This window comes from Bacillus sp. AFS015802, from assembly GCF_002561455.1.
Classification (GTDB): Bacteria; Bacillota; Bacilli; order Bacillales; family Bacillaceae_B; genus Rossellomorea.
The window spans coordinates 23,232-40,691 of sequence record NZ_NTUP01000018.1; the positions used below are offsets into that span (position 1 = coordinate 23,232).

At 48.1% G+C, this 17,460-nt stretch carries 12 protein-coding genes; 11 read left to right on the plus strand and 1 reads right to left on the minus strand.

Annotated features, from left to right (window positions below; translation table 11 throughout):
- The first annotated feature begins 53 nt into the window (after positions 1–53).
- The 10 genes from CN378_RS12820 to CN378_RS12865 all read left to right on the plus strand — a co-directional run bounded on the left by CN378_RS12820 (position 54) and on the right by CN378_RS12865 (position 13,415).
- Complete coding sequence (locus CN378_RS12820) at positions 54–800, plus strand: N-acetylmannosamine-6-phosphate 2-epimerase (protein WP_098352495.1); 747 nt, start codon at positions 54–56, stop codon at positions 798–800.
- Positions 754–1,608, plus strand: a complete 855-nt coding sequence (locus CN378_RS12825) for a MurR/RpiR family transcriptional regulator (protein WP_098352497.1) — start codon at positions 754–756, stop codon at positions 1,606–1,608. The genes CN378_RS12820 and CN378_RS12825 overlap by 47 nt, the downstream gene beginning before the upstream one ends.
- Positions 1,609–1,628: 20 nt before the next feature.
- Positions 1,629–2,537 (plus strand): ROK family protein, encoded by a 909-nt coding sequence (locus CN378_RS12830; RefSeq protein ID WP_098352499.1) that lies wholly within the window; start codon positions 1,629–1,631, stop codon positions 2,535–2,537.
- Complete coding sequence (locus CN378_RS12835) at positions 2,534–3,409, plus strand: carbohydrate ABC transporter permease (RefSeq protein ID WP_098352500.1); 876 nt, start codon at positions 2,534–2,536, stop codon at positions 3,407–3,409. Before CN378_RS12830 ends, CN378_RS12835 begins: the two co-directional genes overlap by 4 nt.
- A gap of 6 nt (positions 3,410–3,415) precedes the next feature.
- The gene (locus CN378_RS12840; RefSeq protein ID WP_098352502.1) at positions 3,416–4,309 is read left to right on the plus strand and encodes a carbohydrate ABC transporter permease; all 894 of its coding nucleotides are present in this window, start codon (positions 3,416–3,418) and stop codon (positions 4,307–4,309) included.
- On the plus strand, positions 4,309–6,858 hold the full coding sequence (locus tag CN378_RS12845) for an alpha-mannosidase (protein ID WP_098352503.1): 2,550 nt from the start codon (positions 4,309–4,311) through the stop codon (positions 6,856–6,858). Before CN378_RS12840 ends, CN378_RS12845 begins: the two co-directional genes overlap by 1 nt.
- Complete coding sequence (locus tag CN378_RS12850) at positions 6,851–8,371, plus strand: DUF4127 family protein (protein WP_098352505.1); 1,521 nt, start codon at positions 6,851–6,853, stop codon at positions 8,369–8,371. Before CN378_RS12845 ends, CN378_RS12850 begins: the two co-directional genes overlap by 8 nt.
- Entirely contained in the window at positions 8,368–9,252 is an 885-nt protein-coding gene (locus CN378_RS12855; protein ID WP_098352507.1) for an ROK family protein, read from the plus strand. Before CN378_RS12850 ends, CN378_RS12855 begins: the two co-directional genes overlap by 4 nt.
- Before the next feature lie 30 nt (positions 9,253–9,282).
- The gene (locus tag CN378_RS12860; protein ID WP_098352509.1) at positions 9,283–10,842 is read left to right on the plus strand and encodes an FAD-dependent oxidoreductase; all 1,560 of its coding nucleotides are present in this window, start codon (positions 9,283–9,285) and stop codon (positions 10,840–10,842) included.
- A 212-nt stretch (positions 10,843–11,054) separates the two neighbouring features.
- Entirely contained in the window at positions 11,055–13,415 is a 2,361-nt protein-coding gene (locus CN378_RS12865) for a glycoside hydrolase family 10-like protein (protein WP_179884907.1), read from the plus strand.
- A 58-nt stretch (positions 13,416–13,473) separates the two neighbouring features.
- Here the strand turns inward: CN378_RS12865 and CN378_RS12870 are convergent, their stop codons facing one another.
- Positions 13,474–14,412 carry a helix-turn-helix domain-containing protein gene (locus CN378_RS12870; RefSeq protein ID WP_098352513.1) on the minus strand — a complete coding sequence of 313 codons (939 nt, stop codon included), beginning with the start codon at positions 14,410–14,412 and terminating at the stop codon, positions 13,474–13,476.
- A 424-nt stretch (positions 14,413–14,836) separates the two neighbouring features.
- On the opposite strand from CN378_RS12870, the gene CN378_RS12875 reads away from it, so the two are divergent.
- Positions 14,837–17,155 carry an immune inhibitor A domain-containing protein gene (locus CN378_RS12875; protein ID WP_098352574.1) on the plus strand — a complete coding sequence of 773 codons (2,319 nt, stop codon included), beginning with the start codon at positions 14,837–14,839 and terminating at the stop codon, positions 17,153–17,155.
- Positions 17,156–17,460: the final 305 nt, after the last annotated feature.

Sequence of the window (17,460 nt, forward strand, 5' to 3'; positions counted from 1 at the left end):
AAAGGGAGTTCAACTCCCTTTCTGCATTTCAATGAAAGTACGGTGAAGACAGGATGATCAGCAAGGAAATCGTTTTTGAACAATTAAAGGGAAAGCTTGTGGTGTCATGCCAGGCCCTTGAGCATGAACCGTTGCACGGGGCGGATGTGATGGGAAAAATGGCGAAGGCTGCTTACGTAGGGGGTGCGTCGGGGATCCGGGCAAACAGTGCGGCGGACATTCTGGCCATCAAACAGTACGTGGATCTACCCATCATTGGGTTGGTGAAGAGGGATTACCCGGGAAGTGATGTCTACATAACGGCTACCACAAAGGAAGCCGATGAATTGATCGGAGCAGGGGTGGACATGATTGCCATTGACGCGACGACCCGAACACGTCCAAACGGTGAATCGCTGGAAAGCTTGATCACGTATCTGAAGTCAAGAGGACAAACGATCATGGCGGATGTATCTACCTATGAAGAAGCCATCAACGCTGTGGAACTGGGCGTCGATTGTGTCAGCACGACCATGTCGGGATACACGCCGTATTCACCTCAGCAATGTGAACCTGATTTTACATTATTGAGAAAATTGGTTGATACCATCAAGATTCCGGTGTTTGCCGAGGGACGGATTTCGACTCCGGGAGAAGTGTGTCAGGCATTGGATATGGGAGCCCACACCGTCGTAGTCGGGTCGGCTATCACAAGGCCCCAGGAGATCACGAAGAAGTTCGTTCAATCAATACAGAATAGAGGAGAGAATCAAGATGTACGCACAAACGGCGTCAAAGAGCAAATTAGGAGGATTAATTAACAGCTATTATCCTTCCCTCACAAAGTCCGAGCAAAAAGTGGCGGCGGTTGTGTTGGAACAAATGGAAAAGGCCCTCTACTATTCCGTGACAGATCTTGCCGACGTAGCGGAAGTAGGGGAAACGACGGTTCTCCGTTTCTGCCGAAAGATTGGCATGAAAGGGTATCAGGAATTTAAACTGGCGATAGCGAAGGATTTATCCTCCATGTCACAAGAGGAAGAGTCAGATCCCAGTAAGCCCGCCGGCTTCATTCAATCGATTGCTTCCTATACGAAGAACGCCGTCGATGAAACCGTGAATAAGCTCGATGAAGAAACATTGGAGGAAGCGATCAAACTTCTTTCCGGTGCAAAATCCATCCATTTCTTTGGAGTCGGGACTTCAGGACTGACGGCATTGGATGCGAAGAATCGTTTCCTTCGGATCGGATACCGGTCGGATGCGGTCATCGATCCCCACATCCAGTCCATGACGGCAGCCACTGTGAAAGAAGGGGATGTGGTGGTTGGACTGAGTATCTCGGGAAGCACGAAGGACACGATCGATTCCCTGACACTGGCCAAAGAAAACGGAGCAAGCGTCATCGCCATCACGTACTATGCCCGTTCACCGATTACGAAGCTTGCCGATGCGGTCCTGTTAAGCGGCGGGAAGGAATCCCCTCTTGAAGGTGGATCCATGATCGCGAAGATTTCACAGCTCTTCGTCATCGATCTGCTATGTACCGGACTTGCCCTCCACAATAAAGAGTTCTCCCTTGGCATGAAGGAGAAAACCGCAAGAGCCGTTGTAGACAAAATCTATTAAACTGGTAAGCAGGTGAAACGATGAAGGTCATTGGAATCGATGTCGGGGGTACCGGCGTCAAAGGGGCGATTGTCCATCGTAATGGCACTATCCTCCACGAGGAAAAGGTACCCACCGATATCTCGAACGGGAGAGAGGGGATTCTAGGCTCCATCTTTCAAGTGATTGATCTATTAATGAAGGAAGACGGAACTATTTCAGGAATCGGGATTGGCACGGCAGGTCGTGTGGATCCGGAGAAAGGGACCGTCGTCTATGCGACAGACAACTTGCCTTCGTGGCAGGGAACCCAAGTAAAAGAAGAAATCGAAACGCGCTACGGACTGTCATGTGCAGTCGACAATGATGCAAATGTTGCTCTCCTTGGGGAGCTTTGGAAGTGGGAAGGAAACCCCGAAACGGCGGTCATGTTGACCCTTGGGACCGGTGTCGGGGGAGCGAACGCCATACAAGGTGAGGTCCTACACGGCCATCACCATCAAAGTGGGGAATGGGGACATGTCGTGCTCGTTCCAAATGGAAAGCCATGCAATTGCGGGAAGAAAGGCTGCCTGGAGCAGTATCTGTCGGGTACAGCACTGGTGCAGGACGTTTTCACCGAAACGAATTCTTCTTTCGCGCATGGCTCAGAGATTTTTGAAGAATATTCAAATGGAAATCAACAGGTCAAGAGGGTGGTTGACCGTTATCTGGATTATTTGGCCATCGCCGCGTACAACATCTCTGTGAGCGTCGATCCGGAAGTCCTCTTCATCGGGGGAGGGGTCATTGACTCCAAGGACCATTGGTGGGCCGGCTTCCAGGTTAAATTGAAGGAATATTTTGTTAATACAAGCATTTATCCTGCCGTACTGGGAAATCAGGCGGGAATGCTTGGAGCTGCCAAGCTCTTATTTCAAGCGATGGAGAAAAGAGGGGAGTCCGTTTGAGAAATCATCCGTTAACACCATTTCTGTTTTTGATACCCGGTGTCATCATCCTGGGTGCGTTCATTTTTTATCCCATGCTCAATGCCATCTGGCTGAGCTTTACGAATTACAATATCGTCACCGATGCTGAATTCATCGGTCTTGAAAACTACAAAGGGCTGTTCTCAGATCCCCTGTTCTGGAAAGTGCTCGGGCAGACCTTATTATATCTGGTCATCGTTGTGCCGGCACTCGTGATCCTGCCGATTTTCCTGGCGATCCTTGTGAACCAGCAGGTAAAGGGGATTGGATTCTTCCGTTCCGCCTATTATGTACCGGTCGTCACCTCCATGGTCGTGGTGGGGATTGCGTGGAAATGGGTGTACGCCGATAAAGGAATCCTGAATTACATATTGGAATCACTTGGATTGATCAACGAACCTGTGAACTGGCTGACCTCGACGTCGACATCCATTTTTGCCGTCATGGTCGTCACCGTCTGGAAGGGACTCGGCTATTATATGGTCATTTACCTGGCGGGACTGCAGTCGATTTCAGATGATTTATATGAAGCAGCGGACATTGACGGGGCAAGCAAATGGAAACAAATTTGGCATATTACCATTCCTTTATTAATGCCTTCCATTATGATCGTCACCATCATGTCTTCCATTTCCGCCATGAAGGTATTTGAAGAAATCTATGTCATGACCGGCGGCGGACCGCTGAACAGCTCGAAAACACTCGTCTTCTACATTTATGAAGAAGCCTTCGATAAGCTGCAAATGGGCTATGCCAGTGCGGCGGGCGTCGTATTATTCATCATCACGTTGATCTTCTCTGTCATTAATATCAAGTTCATGAGCAAAAAAGAATCTGCGATAAAGGGGTGATTCTCCATGAGTTCTCCTTCTCTTGGAACCAGTAACGAACATTCAACCGAACTAACTGTCAAAAAACCGATAAATGTAAAAAAGGTAGGTAAAGTCGTTCTTCAATATAGCACGCTTCTTTTCGTCACACTCATCATGGTCGGTCCATTCCTATGGCTCCTGGCCACGTCGCTCAAATCGGGCAGCGAGAATATCTTCTCGTACCCGCCTCAGTTCATCCCAGAAAAAATCACGTTCGGTAACTACGTGGAAGTGATGGATTTCTTCCCGTTCTGGCGTTACCTGTTTAATAGTGTTGTCGTATCCGTCGTGACGGTGATCTTGAATATCGTCTTCTGTTCACTGGCCGCCTACCCGCTCGCCCGCATGAACTTCCGCGGGAAAAACATCGTCTTCGTCCTCATTATCAGTACGATGATGGTGCCGTTTCAGCTCCTGATGATTCCGATTTACCTATTGGCACTGGACTTAGGACTGCAAAACACGTATGCAGGATTGATCCTGCCCCACGCCACCACGGCTTTCGGAATTTTCCTGATGCGTCAGGCATTCCTCACGATCCCGTATGAGCTCGATGAGTCGGCCCGTATGGATGGAGCCAATGCGTTTCAAATCTGGTGGAGAGTCCTCATGCCACTCGTCAAACCATCACTTGTCACACTGGCCATTTTCACGTTCATGATGGCATGGGGAGATTTCCTCTGGCCGCTCATCATCTTAAACGATACGAGCATGTACACACTGCCACTAGGGGTCAATACCCTCGCCGGTTCGTTCTCGGCTAACTGGCGCTACATCGCAGCAGGATCGATCATCTCGATTCTTCCGATCATCATCATCTTCTCCATCCTGCAGCGCCACTTCATCGCTGGTGCCATGAAAGGGGCGGTGAAAGGATAATGAGCAAGAAAATGACGTGCCATATCGTCTTCCAGACCCATTGGGACAGGGAATGGTACTTTCCATTTGAAGTATTCCGACACCGGCTCGTCCAGGTGATGGACCGGATTGTGTCGGGTCTTGTAAAGGGAGAGTTGGAGCAATTTATCCTGGATGGCCAGATGGCTGCCCTGGAGGATTACTTTGAGGTTTGCGAAGAGACCATGAAGGAGAAAGTCCTTCATTTCATAGAAGAAAAGAAAATCATCATCGGTCCGTGGTATGTCCTGGCCGATGAGTTTCTTGTGAGCGGGGAGTCCCTGATCCGGAATATGGAGATGGGATTGAAGATCGCTGGTCGATATGGAGAATCCCAGAAGGTCGGGTATTTACCGGATACGTTCGGTCATGTAAGTCAGATGCCTCAGCTGTTACAGGGGTTTGGGATTGATAACGCCATTTTGTGGCGGGGGATCAAGCCCGAAACGTCTGAGTTTCATTGGGAAGCGCCGAACGGGTCCAGAGTCTTCACGGCCTTTTTGCCAGAGGGGTATTACCAACCTCTTTTGAATGAGGACAATCCAGAAGAGCAGTTGAAGTCCTATGTGGAGAAGGTCACGCCGTATGCAACGACGTCTCAGCTGTTGTTGACCAACGGCGGGGATCATCTGATGCCGAAGCACGGAAATCTGATGAAGCAGATCCATGAGCTTCAAGGGGAAGTGGAGTTTGTGTCCAGCACCTATGAAGCGTTTTTGAAGAGCGTTCAGGCAGAGATCCCGGCTGATTTGCCTGTGTTTGTCGGGGAAATGAGAAGCAATGAGCATATTTATGTCCTTCCGAATGTCCTGTCGGCAAGAAGCTATCTCAAGGTCCAAAATCAGGAGATGGAGGATGAGCTGACGGGCTATACGGAACCACTTGCGACACTTGCCGGGCAAGAGAAATATCCTCATCGATACCTGGAGGAATCCTGGAAGCTTCTACTCTTGAATCATCCACACGATAGTATTTGCGGCTGCAGCATCGATGAGGTCCATAAGGAAATGGAGACGAGGACGATGAAGCTCCGGCAGAGGCTTTCGTCCATTCAGAAGGGATCGCTGTCTCATCTCGGCGTTCAGGATCCGATGTTTTCAGGATCAGGACTGAGAAAGCCGTTTGAGGATAACAGCGTATTTACGGTCTTCAATCCTCATCCAAGGCCGTTCACCGGCTGGGTGTCGGGGGAGATTTGGCTGGAGGAAGAAAGATTGTTCTGTTTACAGGACGAGAACGGGAAGCTTCATACCCCTGTGATCAAATATAAGCGGAGAGGTCGACATTTTGATTCTCCACTGGACGCGTTCCCTGATTTTAAAGAGGGGACATTTTATGAGCTGGACTTTTATGTGGAGGATCTTCCTGCCACTTCACTCGCTGCTTTTACAGTCGTGGAGGGAAGCTATGAAGAAATCCGTGAGTCACAGGACAGCGTGATTGAAAACGAGTATTACTCGATTGAACTCGACGGGGATGGAACCCTTTCGATCCTAGAAAAAGAAACGGGCAAGCGTCATGAAGGATTGCAACGGTTCTACAGCACCCTGGACGCTGGCGATGAGTATAACTACTCCCCGCCTGTGAACGATGTGAAGACGGTGGCTGAGCTTGCCGGCGCAGGAAAGGTCCGGAAAGGGTCTGGCGTTCAAGAATTATCATATGATCTAAAGCTACTCACACCAGCAGGGCTGAACGAGGATCGAACGGGTCCTTCAGAAGAAACGGTCATAACAACTGTAGAGATCACTCTTACTGTGAAAGAAAAAGATCGAAAAATTGATGTATCGTATATGATCGACAATCGCTCGAAGGATCAGCGGCTCCGCGTTCAATATCCATTGGGAACGTCCGTCGATTGCACGTATAGCGATACGGCGTTCGATGTGGTGAAGCGGGAAGCGAAGAAGGATGAAGCGTTTAATGCAGCGAAGCAAAAGGAAGTGCCGGTTGTCGTCGAGCCTTCCCTGTCATTTGTGCGTGCGGATAGCGGCTTTTCGTTCTATCATCGAGGATTGCAGGAATATCAGATTACCAGAATGGAAGAGGAAGATTCCCTGGATGTGACCTTGATCAGGAGCGTCGGCTGGCTGTCCCGTGATGACTTACGGACTCGTGGCGGGGGAGCGGGACCGAATATGGAAACGCCGGATGCTCAGTGTATCGGCACGTATACCTTCCGTGCAGCGTTTGAGTTCCACCCCCATAAGAGTATTGGACACGTGGCTACGGAAGCCCACTTGTTTCGTGTTTCCCCGCGGATCTATCCGGGTGAAGCGAAGGAAATCGGGAGTTTAGTAGAAATTGATAATGGAGACGTACAGTGGAGTTCACTTAGGCGAGTAGCAGATGGAATGGAGCTGCGTGTATGGAATCCGACCGATCAGGAACAGGTGGTTAGCTTGATCTCCCGTGGTAGTAGCGTGGAGCGGGTGGACTTTCTTCATGAACCTGTACGGGTTGGCGAGGAACGATTAAAACCGAAGGAAATCGCTACTTATCTCATAAAAGGAGGAAACAAGCATGAATAGAAAGATTGCCCTCCTGCCTGTGGATGGGAGACCGGTGACAAGGGAGCTTCCAAGGCAGATCGCCTCGATCGGAAATTGGGAAGTACTGCTTCCGCCTAAAGACCTCCTCGGCTTCTTGAAAAAACCCGGGGATATCAAGGCTTTGGAAAAATGGATTTGGGAAGTAGCACCTGATGTGGATGGATTTGTCCTTTCCGTCGACATGCTGGGTTATGGAGGACTGGTTCCTTCCCGCATTTGTATCGATGGAGAGGAAACCATTAAACAGCGTATCGGAATCCTCCGCTCATTAAAAGAGAGGTATCCCGACAAAGCTCTGATGGCCTTCAGTTCCACCATGCGGATCTCCAATAACTACGTCAATGAGGAAGAGAAGGAATACTGGAGTGATTATGGAGTCGAGCTTTGGGAGTATTCCTTCCATATCCACAGGTTTGAGAAAACGGGGTGTGAGGAATCCAATCGAAAAGTACAGGACTTGCGGAAACGGATTCCTTCAGAGGTTCTGGAAGACTACTTATCTACAAGACTGAAAAACTATCGTGTGAACGTCTCCCTGTTGGATATGGTGGAAGACCGAACCCTTGATGTCCTGGTTTTTCCTCAGGATGATACGTCCGAGTATGGGCTCAACATCGGGGAACAGGAAGACCTTTCAACGAAAGTATTCGAGCGGGAGTTATTTCAGCGTGTATTCATTTATCCGGGAGCGGATGAAGTCGCCAATACCCTTGTGGCGAAGATGATCTATCAGCTTGAAAACGTGCCTTTCCCTACATTTTTTCCACTGTACAGCGGTGAAACCGGTGCGTTATCGATGGCCATGTATGAAGACCGGCCGATCTGTGAGTCGGTGAAGGGGCAGATCATTGCCTTTGGCGGATACACCGTTCATCACCCAGGGGAAGCGGACATTGTGTTCGCGGTCAATGTACCGGGGAAACGTCAGGGAGACCTGGCCCTGCAAAAGTACCTTGGGGAAGTCGACACCCCCCATCGGAATATTGGGGAGTGGATCAAGCGCATCTCTCATTATGTTCGTCAGAATAAGCTTGTGGCCGTGGCGGATACGGCCTATGCCAACGGAGTCGATGCCCGCATGCTGCCGCAGCTGTTGTCTGGGATCAAGGTGAGTGAGCTTGCCGGATTTGCAGGCTGGAATACAGCGGGCAATACGCTGGGGACGGTCGTGGCACAGGCAGCAATGGTTCATCTTCAGAAGCAGAAGCCTTCCCTGAAGGAAGCGGAGGTGAAGGAAAGGCTGCTGGCTGAAATCACCCTTCGATTATTGGATGATTATGTGTATCAGTCGGTTGTTCGTCAAGAGGTGCGGGCTGGAGTAGATGAGTCGGCTGTCAGCGGTGAAGAGCTGTTGAGCAGGGTGACGGAAATGTTCAGAAATGAGGCTTCTGAATTCCTGGATCGATACCATCTCCATTTTTCACTGGAGGACATTTACCTCCCTTGGGACAGGACGTTCGAAATCGGGATAGGCAGGGGTGTTGAGTCATGACCTTACGGATCGGGGTGGACTTGGGCGGAACGAATATGCGGGCCGCACTCCTTGATGACAAGGGCGGAATCCTGAAAGAAGCGAAAGAGAAGACGGAGGCTCATGCAGGGCCGGTGAAGGTCATTGCCAACTTGATTTCACTCATTGAAAGGGTGAAAGGGGACGAGGATGTGCTCGGCATCGGGATCGGTTGTCCGGGACCACTGGATGCACGATCCGGCACGATTCTTTCTCCGCCTAACTTACCTGGGTGGGACCGAATCCCTTTGGCGTCAATTGTCGAGGAGCATTTTGAATTACCCGTGAAGGTGGAGAATGACGCGAACGTGGCGGCTGTGGCTGAAGCCAAGCTTGGAGCGGGAGCCGGCTATGAAAGTATCTATTATCTGACGGTAAGCACGGGTGTCGGTGGTGGATTTGTCATTAAAGGGAAGGTGTTTCAAGGGGCAAATGGATATGCCGGAGAGGTCGGCAATATGATTGTCGTGCCGAATGGACGAAAGCATCCTTCATTAAATCCTGGCGCCCTTGAAAGTCTGGCAAGCGGAACGGCCATTGGGGCAGCCGGCGAATCAAATGGGATCCCCGGTGGGTCCGAAGCCGTGTTCAACGAAGCACGTAATGGAAATGAAGCGGCCCAGTGTATTATTGATGAATCGGTGGATTACCTGGCCATGGCAATCGCCAATCTCACCCATGCCATCAATCCTGACGTCTTCGTATTGGGCGGGGGCGTGATGAGTGCCGAAGAGCAGATTCTCCATCCGTTAAGGGCCAAAGTGAAAGAGTATGTGTATCCGGAATTGAAAGAACTTGTCCGAATCGTCCCTGCAAAGCTTGGATCCAACTCAGGGGTGATCGGGGCAGGGTTCATCGTTTAGTTTTTTTGTGAGAAAGGGGTGGAGAAATTAATGGAGACCTTACAAGCAGACATCATTATCATCGGTGGAGGGATCGGCGGATGTACGGCTGCACTCGCTGCATCGAAACGAGGGAAAAAAGTCATCCTGACAGAAGAGACCGATTGGATCGGCGGACAGCTGACGAGCCAGGCGGTCCCACCGGATGAGCACCAGTGGATCGAGCAGTTTGGCTGCACGGGGACGTACCGTGAGTTCCGGAACCGTGTGCGGGAGTACTACCGTCGTCACTATCCTCTTAAGGAAGAGGCGAGGCGGGATGAGCGGCTGAATCCAGGAAAGGGATGGGTCAGCAGGCTCTGTCATGAACCGAAAGTGGCCCTTGCCGTCCTTCAGGAAATGCTCATTCCGTTTACGAGCAGCGGGAGGTTACAGATCCTTACTGATTATAAAGTGACCGTGGCGGACGTGGCTGGAGACGATGTTCAATCTGTCACTATTCAGCATGGGGACGGACGTTTAAAGAGGCTGAAGGGACATTATTATCTGGATGCGACTGAAACCGGAGAGCTTTTGCCGTTGGCAGGAGTGGAGTACGTCACTGGGGCAGAAGCAAAGAAGGATACAGGAGAGCTTCATGCGCCGGAAGAAGCCCGGCCGCAGGATATGCAGTCATTCACGTATGTGTTCGCAGTGGACTATGTAGAGGGCGGAAATTTTGTCATCGAAAAGCCGGAACAATATGAGTTCTGGAAAGACTATCGTGCTCCGTTTTTACAGCATCAGCAGTTAAGCTGGTTCGCACCGGATGCCCATACGGGTGGATCGAAGGAATTTGCGATGTTCCATCATGAAGATTTGTGGGGACTGTGGGATTATCGCCGGATTGTGGACCCGAGCCTTTTTATTGAGGGAACCTATGAAGGGGATATCTCCCTCATCAACTGGCCGCAGAACGACTATTGGAGTGGTTCGATCATCGATGTCAGTGATGAAGAGCGGGAAAAGCATATTCATGAGTCGAAGCAACTGAGTCTTTCCCTGCTGTATTGGCTGCAGACGGAAGCTCCGAGGCCGGATGGGGGCAAAGGGTACCCTGGACTGAGGTTACGGGGGGATATTCTTGGAACGGAGGATGGTCTCGCGAAATATCCTTATATTCGAGAATCGAGGAGAATCAAAGCCGTATCGACGGTAGTGGAAGAAGATATCAATGCCAATACGAGGGACGGCATCAAACAGGTGGACGATTCTGTGGGGATTGGCTGTTACCGGATCGATTTGCATCCGACGACGGAGACGAATACATTTTTTTATGCTGAGAGTTATCCGTTTGAGATTCCCTTAGGGGCTTTGTTGCCCGTTCGGGTGAACAATGTGCTTCCTGCGTGTAAGAATATCGGGTCCACCCATATTACAAACGGCTGCTTCAGGGTGCATCCGGTGGAATGGAATATTGGGGAGTCGGCAGGGTATCTTGCTTCCTTTGCCATGGAGAAAGGCGTCCTGCCACGTGAAGTGAGGGAGAATCAAGCGTTATTGCGTGAGTTTCAGGCACTGCTTGAGGAAGAAGGGATTGAATTGAAGTGGCCAGAGGTCGGGCCGATTTAAGGGGAGATCCCTGTTTTAAAGGGATCTTTCCAAATAGTTTATGAGTCAAAAGATCTAGAAATTGACGTTCGATTTGTCTAAAAATGAAGAATTTCTCCATCTAAACTATCTATTATGAAGAAGTATTCCTTTTATTCAGAAAATTATGATAGAATAAAACTGCCACAACAATGATAGCGCATACATATAAAACGATTATATGGAGGTACTCTATGAAAAAGTGGTTAATTGGTAAGAAGATGACCGTGTCAGCGATGGCAATCGCACTGGCAGTCCCGGTTTTTCAGGCCCCTGCATTTCAAGTGAAAGCAGATGAAGGGGAAGCGACGAAGGTTGTGGATGAGGATGGGATCAGCGTCATCGTCAATGCAGAAAATGACCGTAACAATACGAATAAGCTTGTCGTGTTTGATCCGACGTTCAGCTATTTTACAGAAACAAACGGGTCATCGTATGAAGTGATTCTGAAAAAAGATGAGGGGAACAGTTATCATGTTGTCTCCTCGGGGCAGGGGGACAGTGCCATCCCCGAAGATGGGGTCGTCCTGTCAACGGGACCGCAAACGACAGATGAAATCATGAGTTTCTTGAAGAGCTTGGAAAAGGGAGAGACCGTTTCGATCAATGAACCGGTTGAAAGGACCTATGCCAATACATTAGACGATATTGACCCAACCGATGAATCCAACCCTGAGGGAGCCCCGTTCCCAGGGAATCGTGGAGCCAACCAGCTATTGCTGTATACTCCTGCCTTTGGTTCAACCACCGGAACGAACCCATATGGATATGAAATCACCGTAACCGATGGAGTCGTCACGAAAATTGGCGGAGGGGACAGTAGCATTCCCTCAAATGGATTTGTCGTAAGCGGACACGGGACCGAAGCGGAATATCTGAAAAAAGCAGAGATTGGGATGAAAGTGGAGTATGATGCGGACGGCAAAATTGAATTGATCCGCGACGCATCCACCTATATTTTCAAAAGTGAACAAACCTTGCAGGAAGCGAAGCAAAGCATCGCTCATGCTGAAGAAAATTATATTGATGCAGAGTTCAAGAAAGCAGATGCTTCTGTAAAGGAAGCTGAAAAGCTTTTGAAAAAAGCAGGAAACATCCAGAGTGAAGATCCTCAAAAGGCATTGGAATATACGGAAGAAGCGACGCAGGCCGCCTACGATGCGTACTATTATTCCCTTCCTTCTGAAGTAGGGGAGCAGCGAGCCATCTGGTATCGACCTGAAGAGAAGGATCTGGATGATGTCATCACGACGCTGGACCGGATGGAAGAAGCAGGCTTCAACTCTCTTTATCTCGAAACCACTTTCTGGGGATACACGATCTTCCCGAGTGACACGATGGAAGCCTACGGTCTGCCAAAGCAGCACCCGAACTTCGCCAATCAGGACTACGGGCAATACGGTTCGGATATCCTGAAAGCCTTTATTGAAGAAGGGGAGAAGCGGGGGATCACGATTCAATCGTGGACGGATGGTTTCATGATCGGCCACAGCAGCCTCGGCCTGCCATCACAGTTCAAAAAGTACCCGGAATGGAGCGCGGTACAGCGGAATGATGAGCCGGGCACTCCTGGAAGTGACTCCAGCAGTAACTACTATTGGCTCGACATCGCAAATCCTGACGTTCAGGACTTTATGCTGGATATTTATAAAGAGCAGCAAGAGGACTACAAGATCACGGGTGTGAATATTGACTATATGCGCTATCCGCACCACCCGTTTGATAAGAGTTATGGTTTCAGTGCCTCGAATCGAGAACGTTTCGAAGCGGAATTCGGAGTCGATCCAATAGATTTGGAGGAGTCCGATGAGCTATGGGAAGAGTGGGAGAATTGGCTGCGTGAACAGGAAAACACGTTTGTCGATCAGCTTCACGTGCAGAGTAAAGACATCAACCCTGCCTTTATGGTGACGGCCACTCCTGAACCGGGAGCAGAGGCTGTTTTGATCAGCGACTGGGTCGAGGACATTGATGGCGTCATCCCGCAGGCGTACGGACATGATTTTAACAGCATCCAATCTACGGTCATCGCCAGTAAAAAGCTGACACCGCCGTCGATGATGTATTATACGGGAATCTATTCGTTCTATCATCATTTGGGTGAAAAAGCGGCCGTCAATGATGTGTTGGCAGCGGGTCATGGAACGTCAGGTGTGAACATGTTCGCCTTCGGTCAGGCCAGTGCCCCGTCTGTGGACGCATTGGGGAAAGGGCCGTGGAGAAATGTGGCTGTGAACCCTGGAGAAGATCCGAAAGCGGCAGTCCAGGCTATGGTCAAGCAGTTGAAGGAACAGACGGCGTCTATCTATATTCCTAAGGGAGCAGTTAACAAGGAAGAAGGAAAAGAGCTAGAGAATAATCTTCGTAAATGGGAGAAGATGATGGAGAGGCCGGATCAGTCTCTTCAGAAGGAAAAGGTAGAGGAAGAGTTTGAGAAGACGGTTGAATTGATTAACTCACTTGAAACGCTGAGCCCGGTAGTGAAGGATAGAGTAGTAGAGAAGATGGAAAAGGTGCATAAGTGGTTGAACTATTACTATGAGAAGCAACAGTAAATAAAAAGGTGGGCCACGGGGACAGGTACCCTGTACCACTTAAAAAGAGACGGTGGGATTAACGATCCACCGTCTTTTCTTGGTTGTCTGGGACAAGGGACCTGTCCCTATGTCCCGAAAGCTTTGAAATCTCCTCAATCTTCGGTGCAAGAAACGCCACATAAGGCTCATCATTCCGGAGCTCAAACATGTGCAAAGCGTGCGTGAAAAAAGGAAGGGCTTCTTCGTATTGATTCTTGAGTTCATAATTGTAGCCAATTTGGTAATGAAGCTCCCCCATTCCCCAAAGCAGTTCCTCATCAAAGCCCCATTTGATGGCTTTATGACAGTATTTCGATGATTCATCAAGCTCTCCTAAGCGTGTCAGCGCTCTCGCGATATTATAAAATAATTTGGTTTTAATGCTTTTATCTTGTAATTGTCCGGTTGTATTCATGGCCGTTTCGACTTGCTTAAAATAATGAAGGGCTTCTTCATATTGATGTTTGTTGTAATGAATGGCACCGTTGCTGGCCAGGATCTCCATTTCCCTCTCAGACATTGCCTTTTTCTGATGAGCGGTGAGGTGAAATGCTTTATGTAAAAGGGTAAAGGCCGTTTCGGCATCCCGGTTCACTTCGAATTGATAAATCCCTTTGTGCCAGCAAAGAAGTTGAAGGAGTTCATTATCCTTATAAAATAGTGGATTCTTTTCCTCGTTCTTTACCAGTTCCATCATTTCCTCGTATTTCCGATAAACCCTAAGGTGCCTCAATTGTTTTTCCACTTCTATTATGTAATCAAGACGCGGAGTAGTCCCGATTTCAAAGAAAAAGTTAACGTCGACGCCAAGCTTAACCGAAATTTGGTATAAAGCCGTGGCGCTGGGATAGATATCCCCATTTTCAATTCGGCTGATCAGCGCCTGAGTACAGATTCCTTCTGCGAGATCCCCTTGGGTAATCCCGACAGCCTTTCTCAATTCCCTGATCTTTTTTCCGATGACTGAGTAATCCATTGGTCCACCTCCAAGAAGGTTTGGTTATCTATATTTTAACAGAATAGTATACGGACGGTTCTTAAACCTTCATATAATGGGCCCAACCCCTACATACGGGTATATACTATACTAAACTCCATTTACATTTTCCTCACCTTCAACAAATATCTATAATCTATCCAAAAGCCATAGAATGAGCCAGAGAGACAGGTACCTTGGATTTTTAGGGGAGATATTGGGACCAAAGGATCTTTCCCCCTGGTGTTCTGTTACCGAAATATTAAATTATTACATTTATTTTACAAGTGTAAGAAAGAGAAGGTAACTTCGTTCTGTATAAAGAATTCTGAATAATAGGAACTTATAACTATGTTCTATATACTTTTGAGGGGGAATTGGTTTGAGGAAGAAAAGAAAAGCTGCTTCTGCAGCACTAGCAACAATGCTCGGTCTTAGTACTTTAGCTGTGGGTCCGGCTGTGTCTACTGCTCAGTCGGTGGAGATGAAGAGTGTATTGAATGAGGTAACGGGGAAGAGTGTAGTGGATCATGGTTACCATGATTCTACTTTCGACTTAGGCATTGCCAATGATGAGAGATTAATAGACATGCTGAAGAAAGAAGGAAAGATTGCCGTTGATGCTAGTCCTGCCCAGGCAGAAAAGGCTTTATCAAAATATCTTAAATCTAAAGCAGAAGGAGCCAAGAAATCTAAAGCTGAGAAAGAGAAAAATGTAAAACTTGATCCTATAAAAGAAGTCAGTTCAAATGGTGTTACTAAGGGGAAAGGAAATAAACTGGGACAAGCAAAGAAAGGGGTCGTGGCTTCAGTTAAAGAAGAAAAGTGGGAGGGAGCACAATCAAAAGATAATCTGCTCATCCTATTGATTGAATTTGATGATTTTAAAGCGTCAGATATCAAAGAGGAATATACGGATATGTACTATGAAGATTATACACCAGCGCATTATGAGGATATGCTCTTTAATGATGAAAGCTATGCAGGGCCAAATGGTGAAAAATTAATATCCATGAAGCGCTTTTATGAGGAGCAATCCGGGGGGAGTTACTCTGTAGATGGCCATGTATCTTCCTATTGGTATAAAGCAAAACATGATGCAGCATATTATGGTGGAAACAATAGCAGTGATAATGACTCTAATCCCGGTGAGTTAATAAAAGAGGCATTGGCTCAAGCGGCACAAGATCCTTCTATTAATCTGTCAGATTTTGATCAGGATGGAGACCACTTCATTGATCAACTGATGGTTGTTCACTCCAGTGTAGGGGAAGAAGCTGGTGGGGGTGAATTAGGTGAAGATGCCATTTGGTCACATAAGTCGAGTATCTATGATGTAATAGACGGAAAAGCATATTATCATAAAATTCCAGGTACTGATATGTATGCATACGGTTATACCATTCAACCGGCAGACGGGGCGGCAGGAGTGTTCACCCATGAATTTGGACATGCACTAGGTCTTCCGGATGAGTATGATACGATTTACTCTGGCGCCGGCGAAGCAGTAAGCTACTGGTCCATCATGGCAAGCGGAAGTTGGGCGGGTAATATTCCAGGGACAGAACCGACTGGATTCAGTGCCTGGTCAAAAGAGTTCTTGCAATCGACGATGCCTGATAGTAATTGGCTGAAAAACGGTTCTGTATCACTTGAGGACGTGAACCAAAAGGGTGTTGAAGTCCTGCTTGATGAAGCAGTGACCAAAGGAACGAATAACGATGCTGTACGCGTGGATCTTCCTGATAAGGTAAACGTAATCAATAAACCTGTTACTGGCGAGTTTGAGTATTACGGTGGCAAGGGCGATGAGGCAGATCATAAAATGGTTACAACTGTGGATCTGACTTCCGCAGCGAATGCTACGTTGGATTATGATATCTGGTATGAAACCGAAGAAAACTGGGATTACGGTATGGTTCAGGTTTCTGTAGATGGGGGAGGCACTTGGGAATCTTTATCTACGCCTAACACGAATTCCGATTTAGTAGAAGGAGGATATCCGGCGATTCAAAAGAATTTGCCTGGCTACACAGGATCAAGTAATGGCTGGCTGCATGAATCCATTGATTTGAGTGCGTATGCAGGGCAAGAGATTCAGTTGCAGTTCCGTTCCATGACTGACTGGGGCGCGAATCTTAACGGGATCTTTGTAGACAATGTTTCTGTTAAGGCAGATGGTACTGAAATTTTGTTTGATGGAGCTGAAGGTGAAGATCTCTTTACACTTGATGGTTTCAAGACTCACACCGGATCTTATACTTCACCTCATTACTATTTACTTGAGTGGAGATCTCAGAACGGCGTAGATGAAGGATTGGGCAATATCCGCCGTGGGGCAAGCTTAATGTCCTTTGATCCAGGGTTGGTTGTATGGTATGTGGACGAAGCATATGGTGACAACTGGACAGGATCCCACCCTGGCGATGGCTTCCTGGGAGTGGTGGATGCGGATCAGCACACTAATTATTGGAGTGATGGTACTGTGGGTACTACGCGATACCAAATCCATGATGCCGCATTTAGTCTGAATAAATCAGAAAAGATGTTCTTGGACTATCCGGGTCTATTTACTATGAAAGACAACTTCACTAAGCGCACGCCATTATTTGACGATAGTTTGGATTATAGCAACCCAGGACTTGTAGATGCAGGTCGTAACGTACCAAACTACGGACTGAAATTCCGTGTAACCGGTGAAAGTGTGGATGGAACAGTTGGAAAAGTATTGATCTACAAGTAAGTAGGGGAGAGCCGGGGGACAGGTCCCTTGGCCCCACTTCCGAGCTGGTTTTAAGATTAATTACTTGGTTAGACACATAGAGAACGAACTTTAGGAAGCCAGGGGTCCGATCCCTGCGCTTCCTTTTCAATTAATGGTGACACCAGGGGCAATCCCCACGCTTATCCTTTGGGAACGGTCTATCTTCTAAGCCTATGGGATTAGAAAAATTCTGCTGACTACTTCACAAGGCCTTTACCCATTTGTGCGTTAATCACATTGGAAAATCAAATCTAAAAAAGTAAATCGAATTTCTTAAAAAGGCA

Excerpts from the sequence above, each read along its gene's own strand:
- CN378_RS12820 (WP_098352495.1), top strand. The coding sequence starts at position 54 with ATGATCAGCAAGGAAATCGTTTTTGAACAATTAAAGGGAAAGCTTGTG.
- CN378_RS12825 (WP_098352497.1), top strand. The coding sequence starts at position 754 with ATGTACGCACAAACGGCGTCAAAGAGCAAATTAGGAGGATTAATTAAC.
- CN378_RS12830 (WP_098352499.1), top strand. The coding sequence starts at position 1,629 with ATGAAGGTCATTGGAATCGATGTCGGGGGTACCGGCGTCAAAGGGGCG.
- CN378_RS12840 (WP_098352502.1), top strand. The coding sequence starts at position 3,416 with ATGAGTTCTCCTTCTCTTGGAACCAGTAACGAACATTCAACCGAACTA.
- CN378_RS12845 (WP_098352503.1), top strand. The coding sequence starts at position 4,309 with ATGAGCAAGAAAATGACGTGCCATATCGTCTTCCAGACCCATTGGGAC.
- CN378_RS12850 (WP_098352505.1), top strand. The coding sequence starts at position 6,851 with ATGAATAGAAAGATTGCCCTCCTGCCTGTGGATGGGAGACCGGTGACA.
- CN378_RS12855 (WP_098352507.1), top strand. The coding sequence starts at position 8,368 with ATGACCTTACGGATCGGGGTGGACTTGGGCGGAACGAATATGCGGGCC.
- CN378_RS12860 (WP_098352509.1), top strand. The coding sequence starts at position 9,283 with ATGGAGACCTTACAAGCAGACATCATTATCATCGGTGGAGGGATCGGC.
- CN378_RS12865 (WP_179884907.1), top strand. The coding sequence starts at position 11,055 with ATGAAAAAGTGGTTAATTGGTAAGAAGATGACCGTGTCAGCGATGGCA.
- CN378_RS12870 (WP_098352513.1), bottom strand. The coding sequence starts at position 14,412 with ATGGATTACTCAGTCATCGGAAAAAAGATCAGGGAATTGAGAAAGGCT.
- CN378_RS12875 (WP_098352574.1), top strand. The coding sequence starts at position 14,837 with ATGCTCGGTCTTAGTACTTTAGCTGTGGGTCCGGCTGTGTCTACTGCT.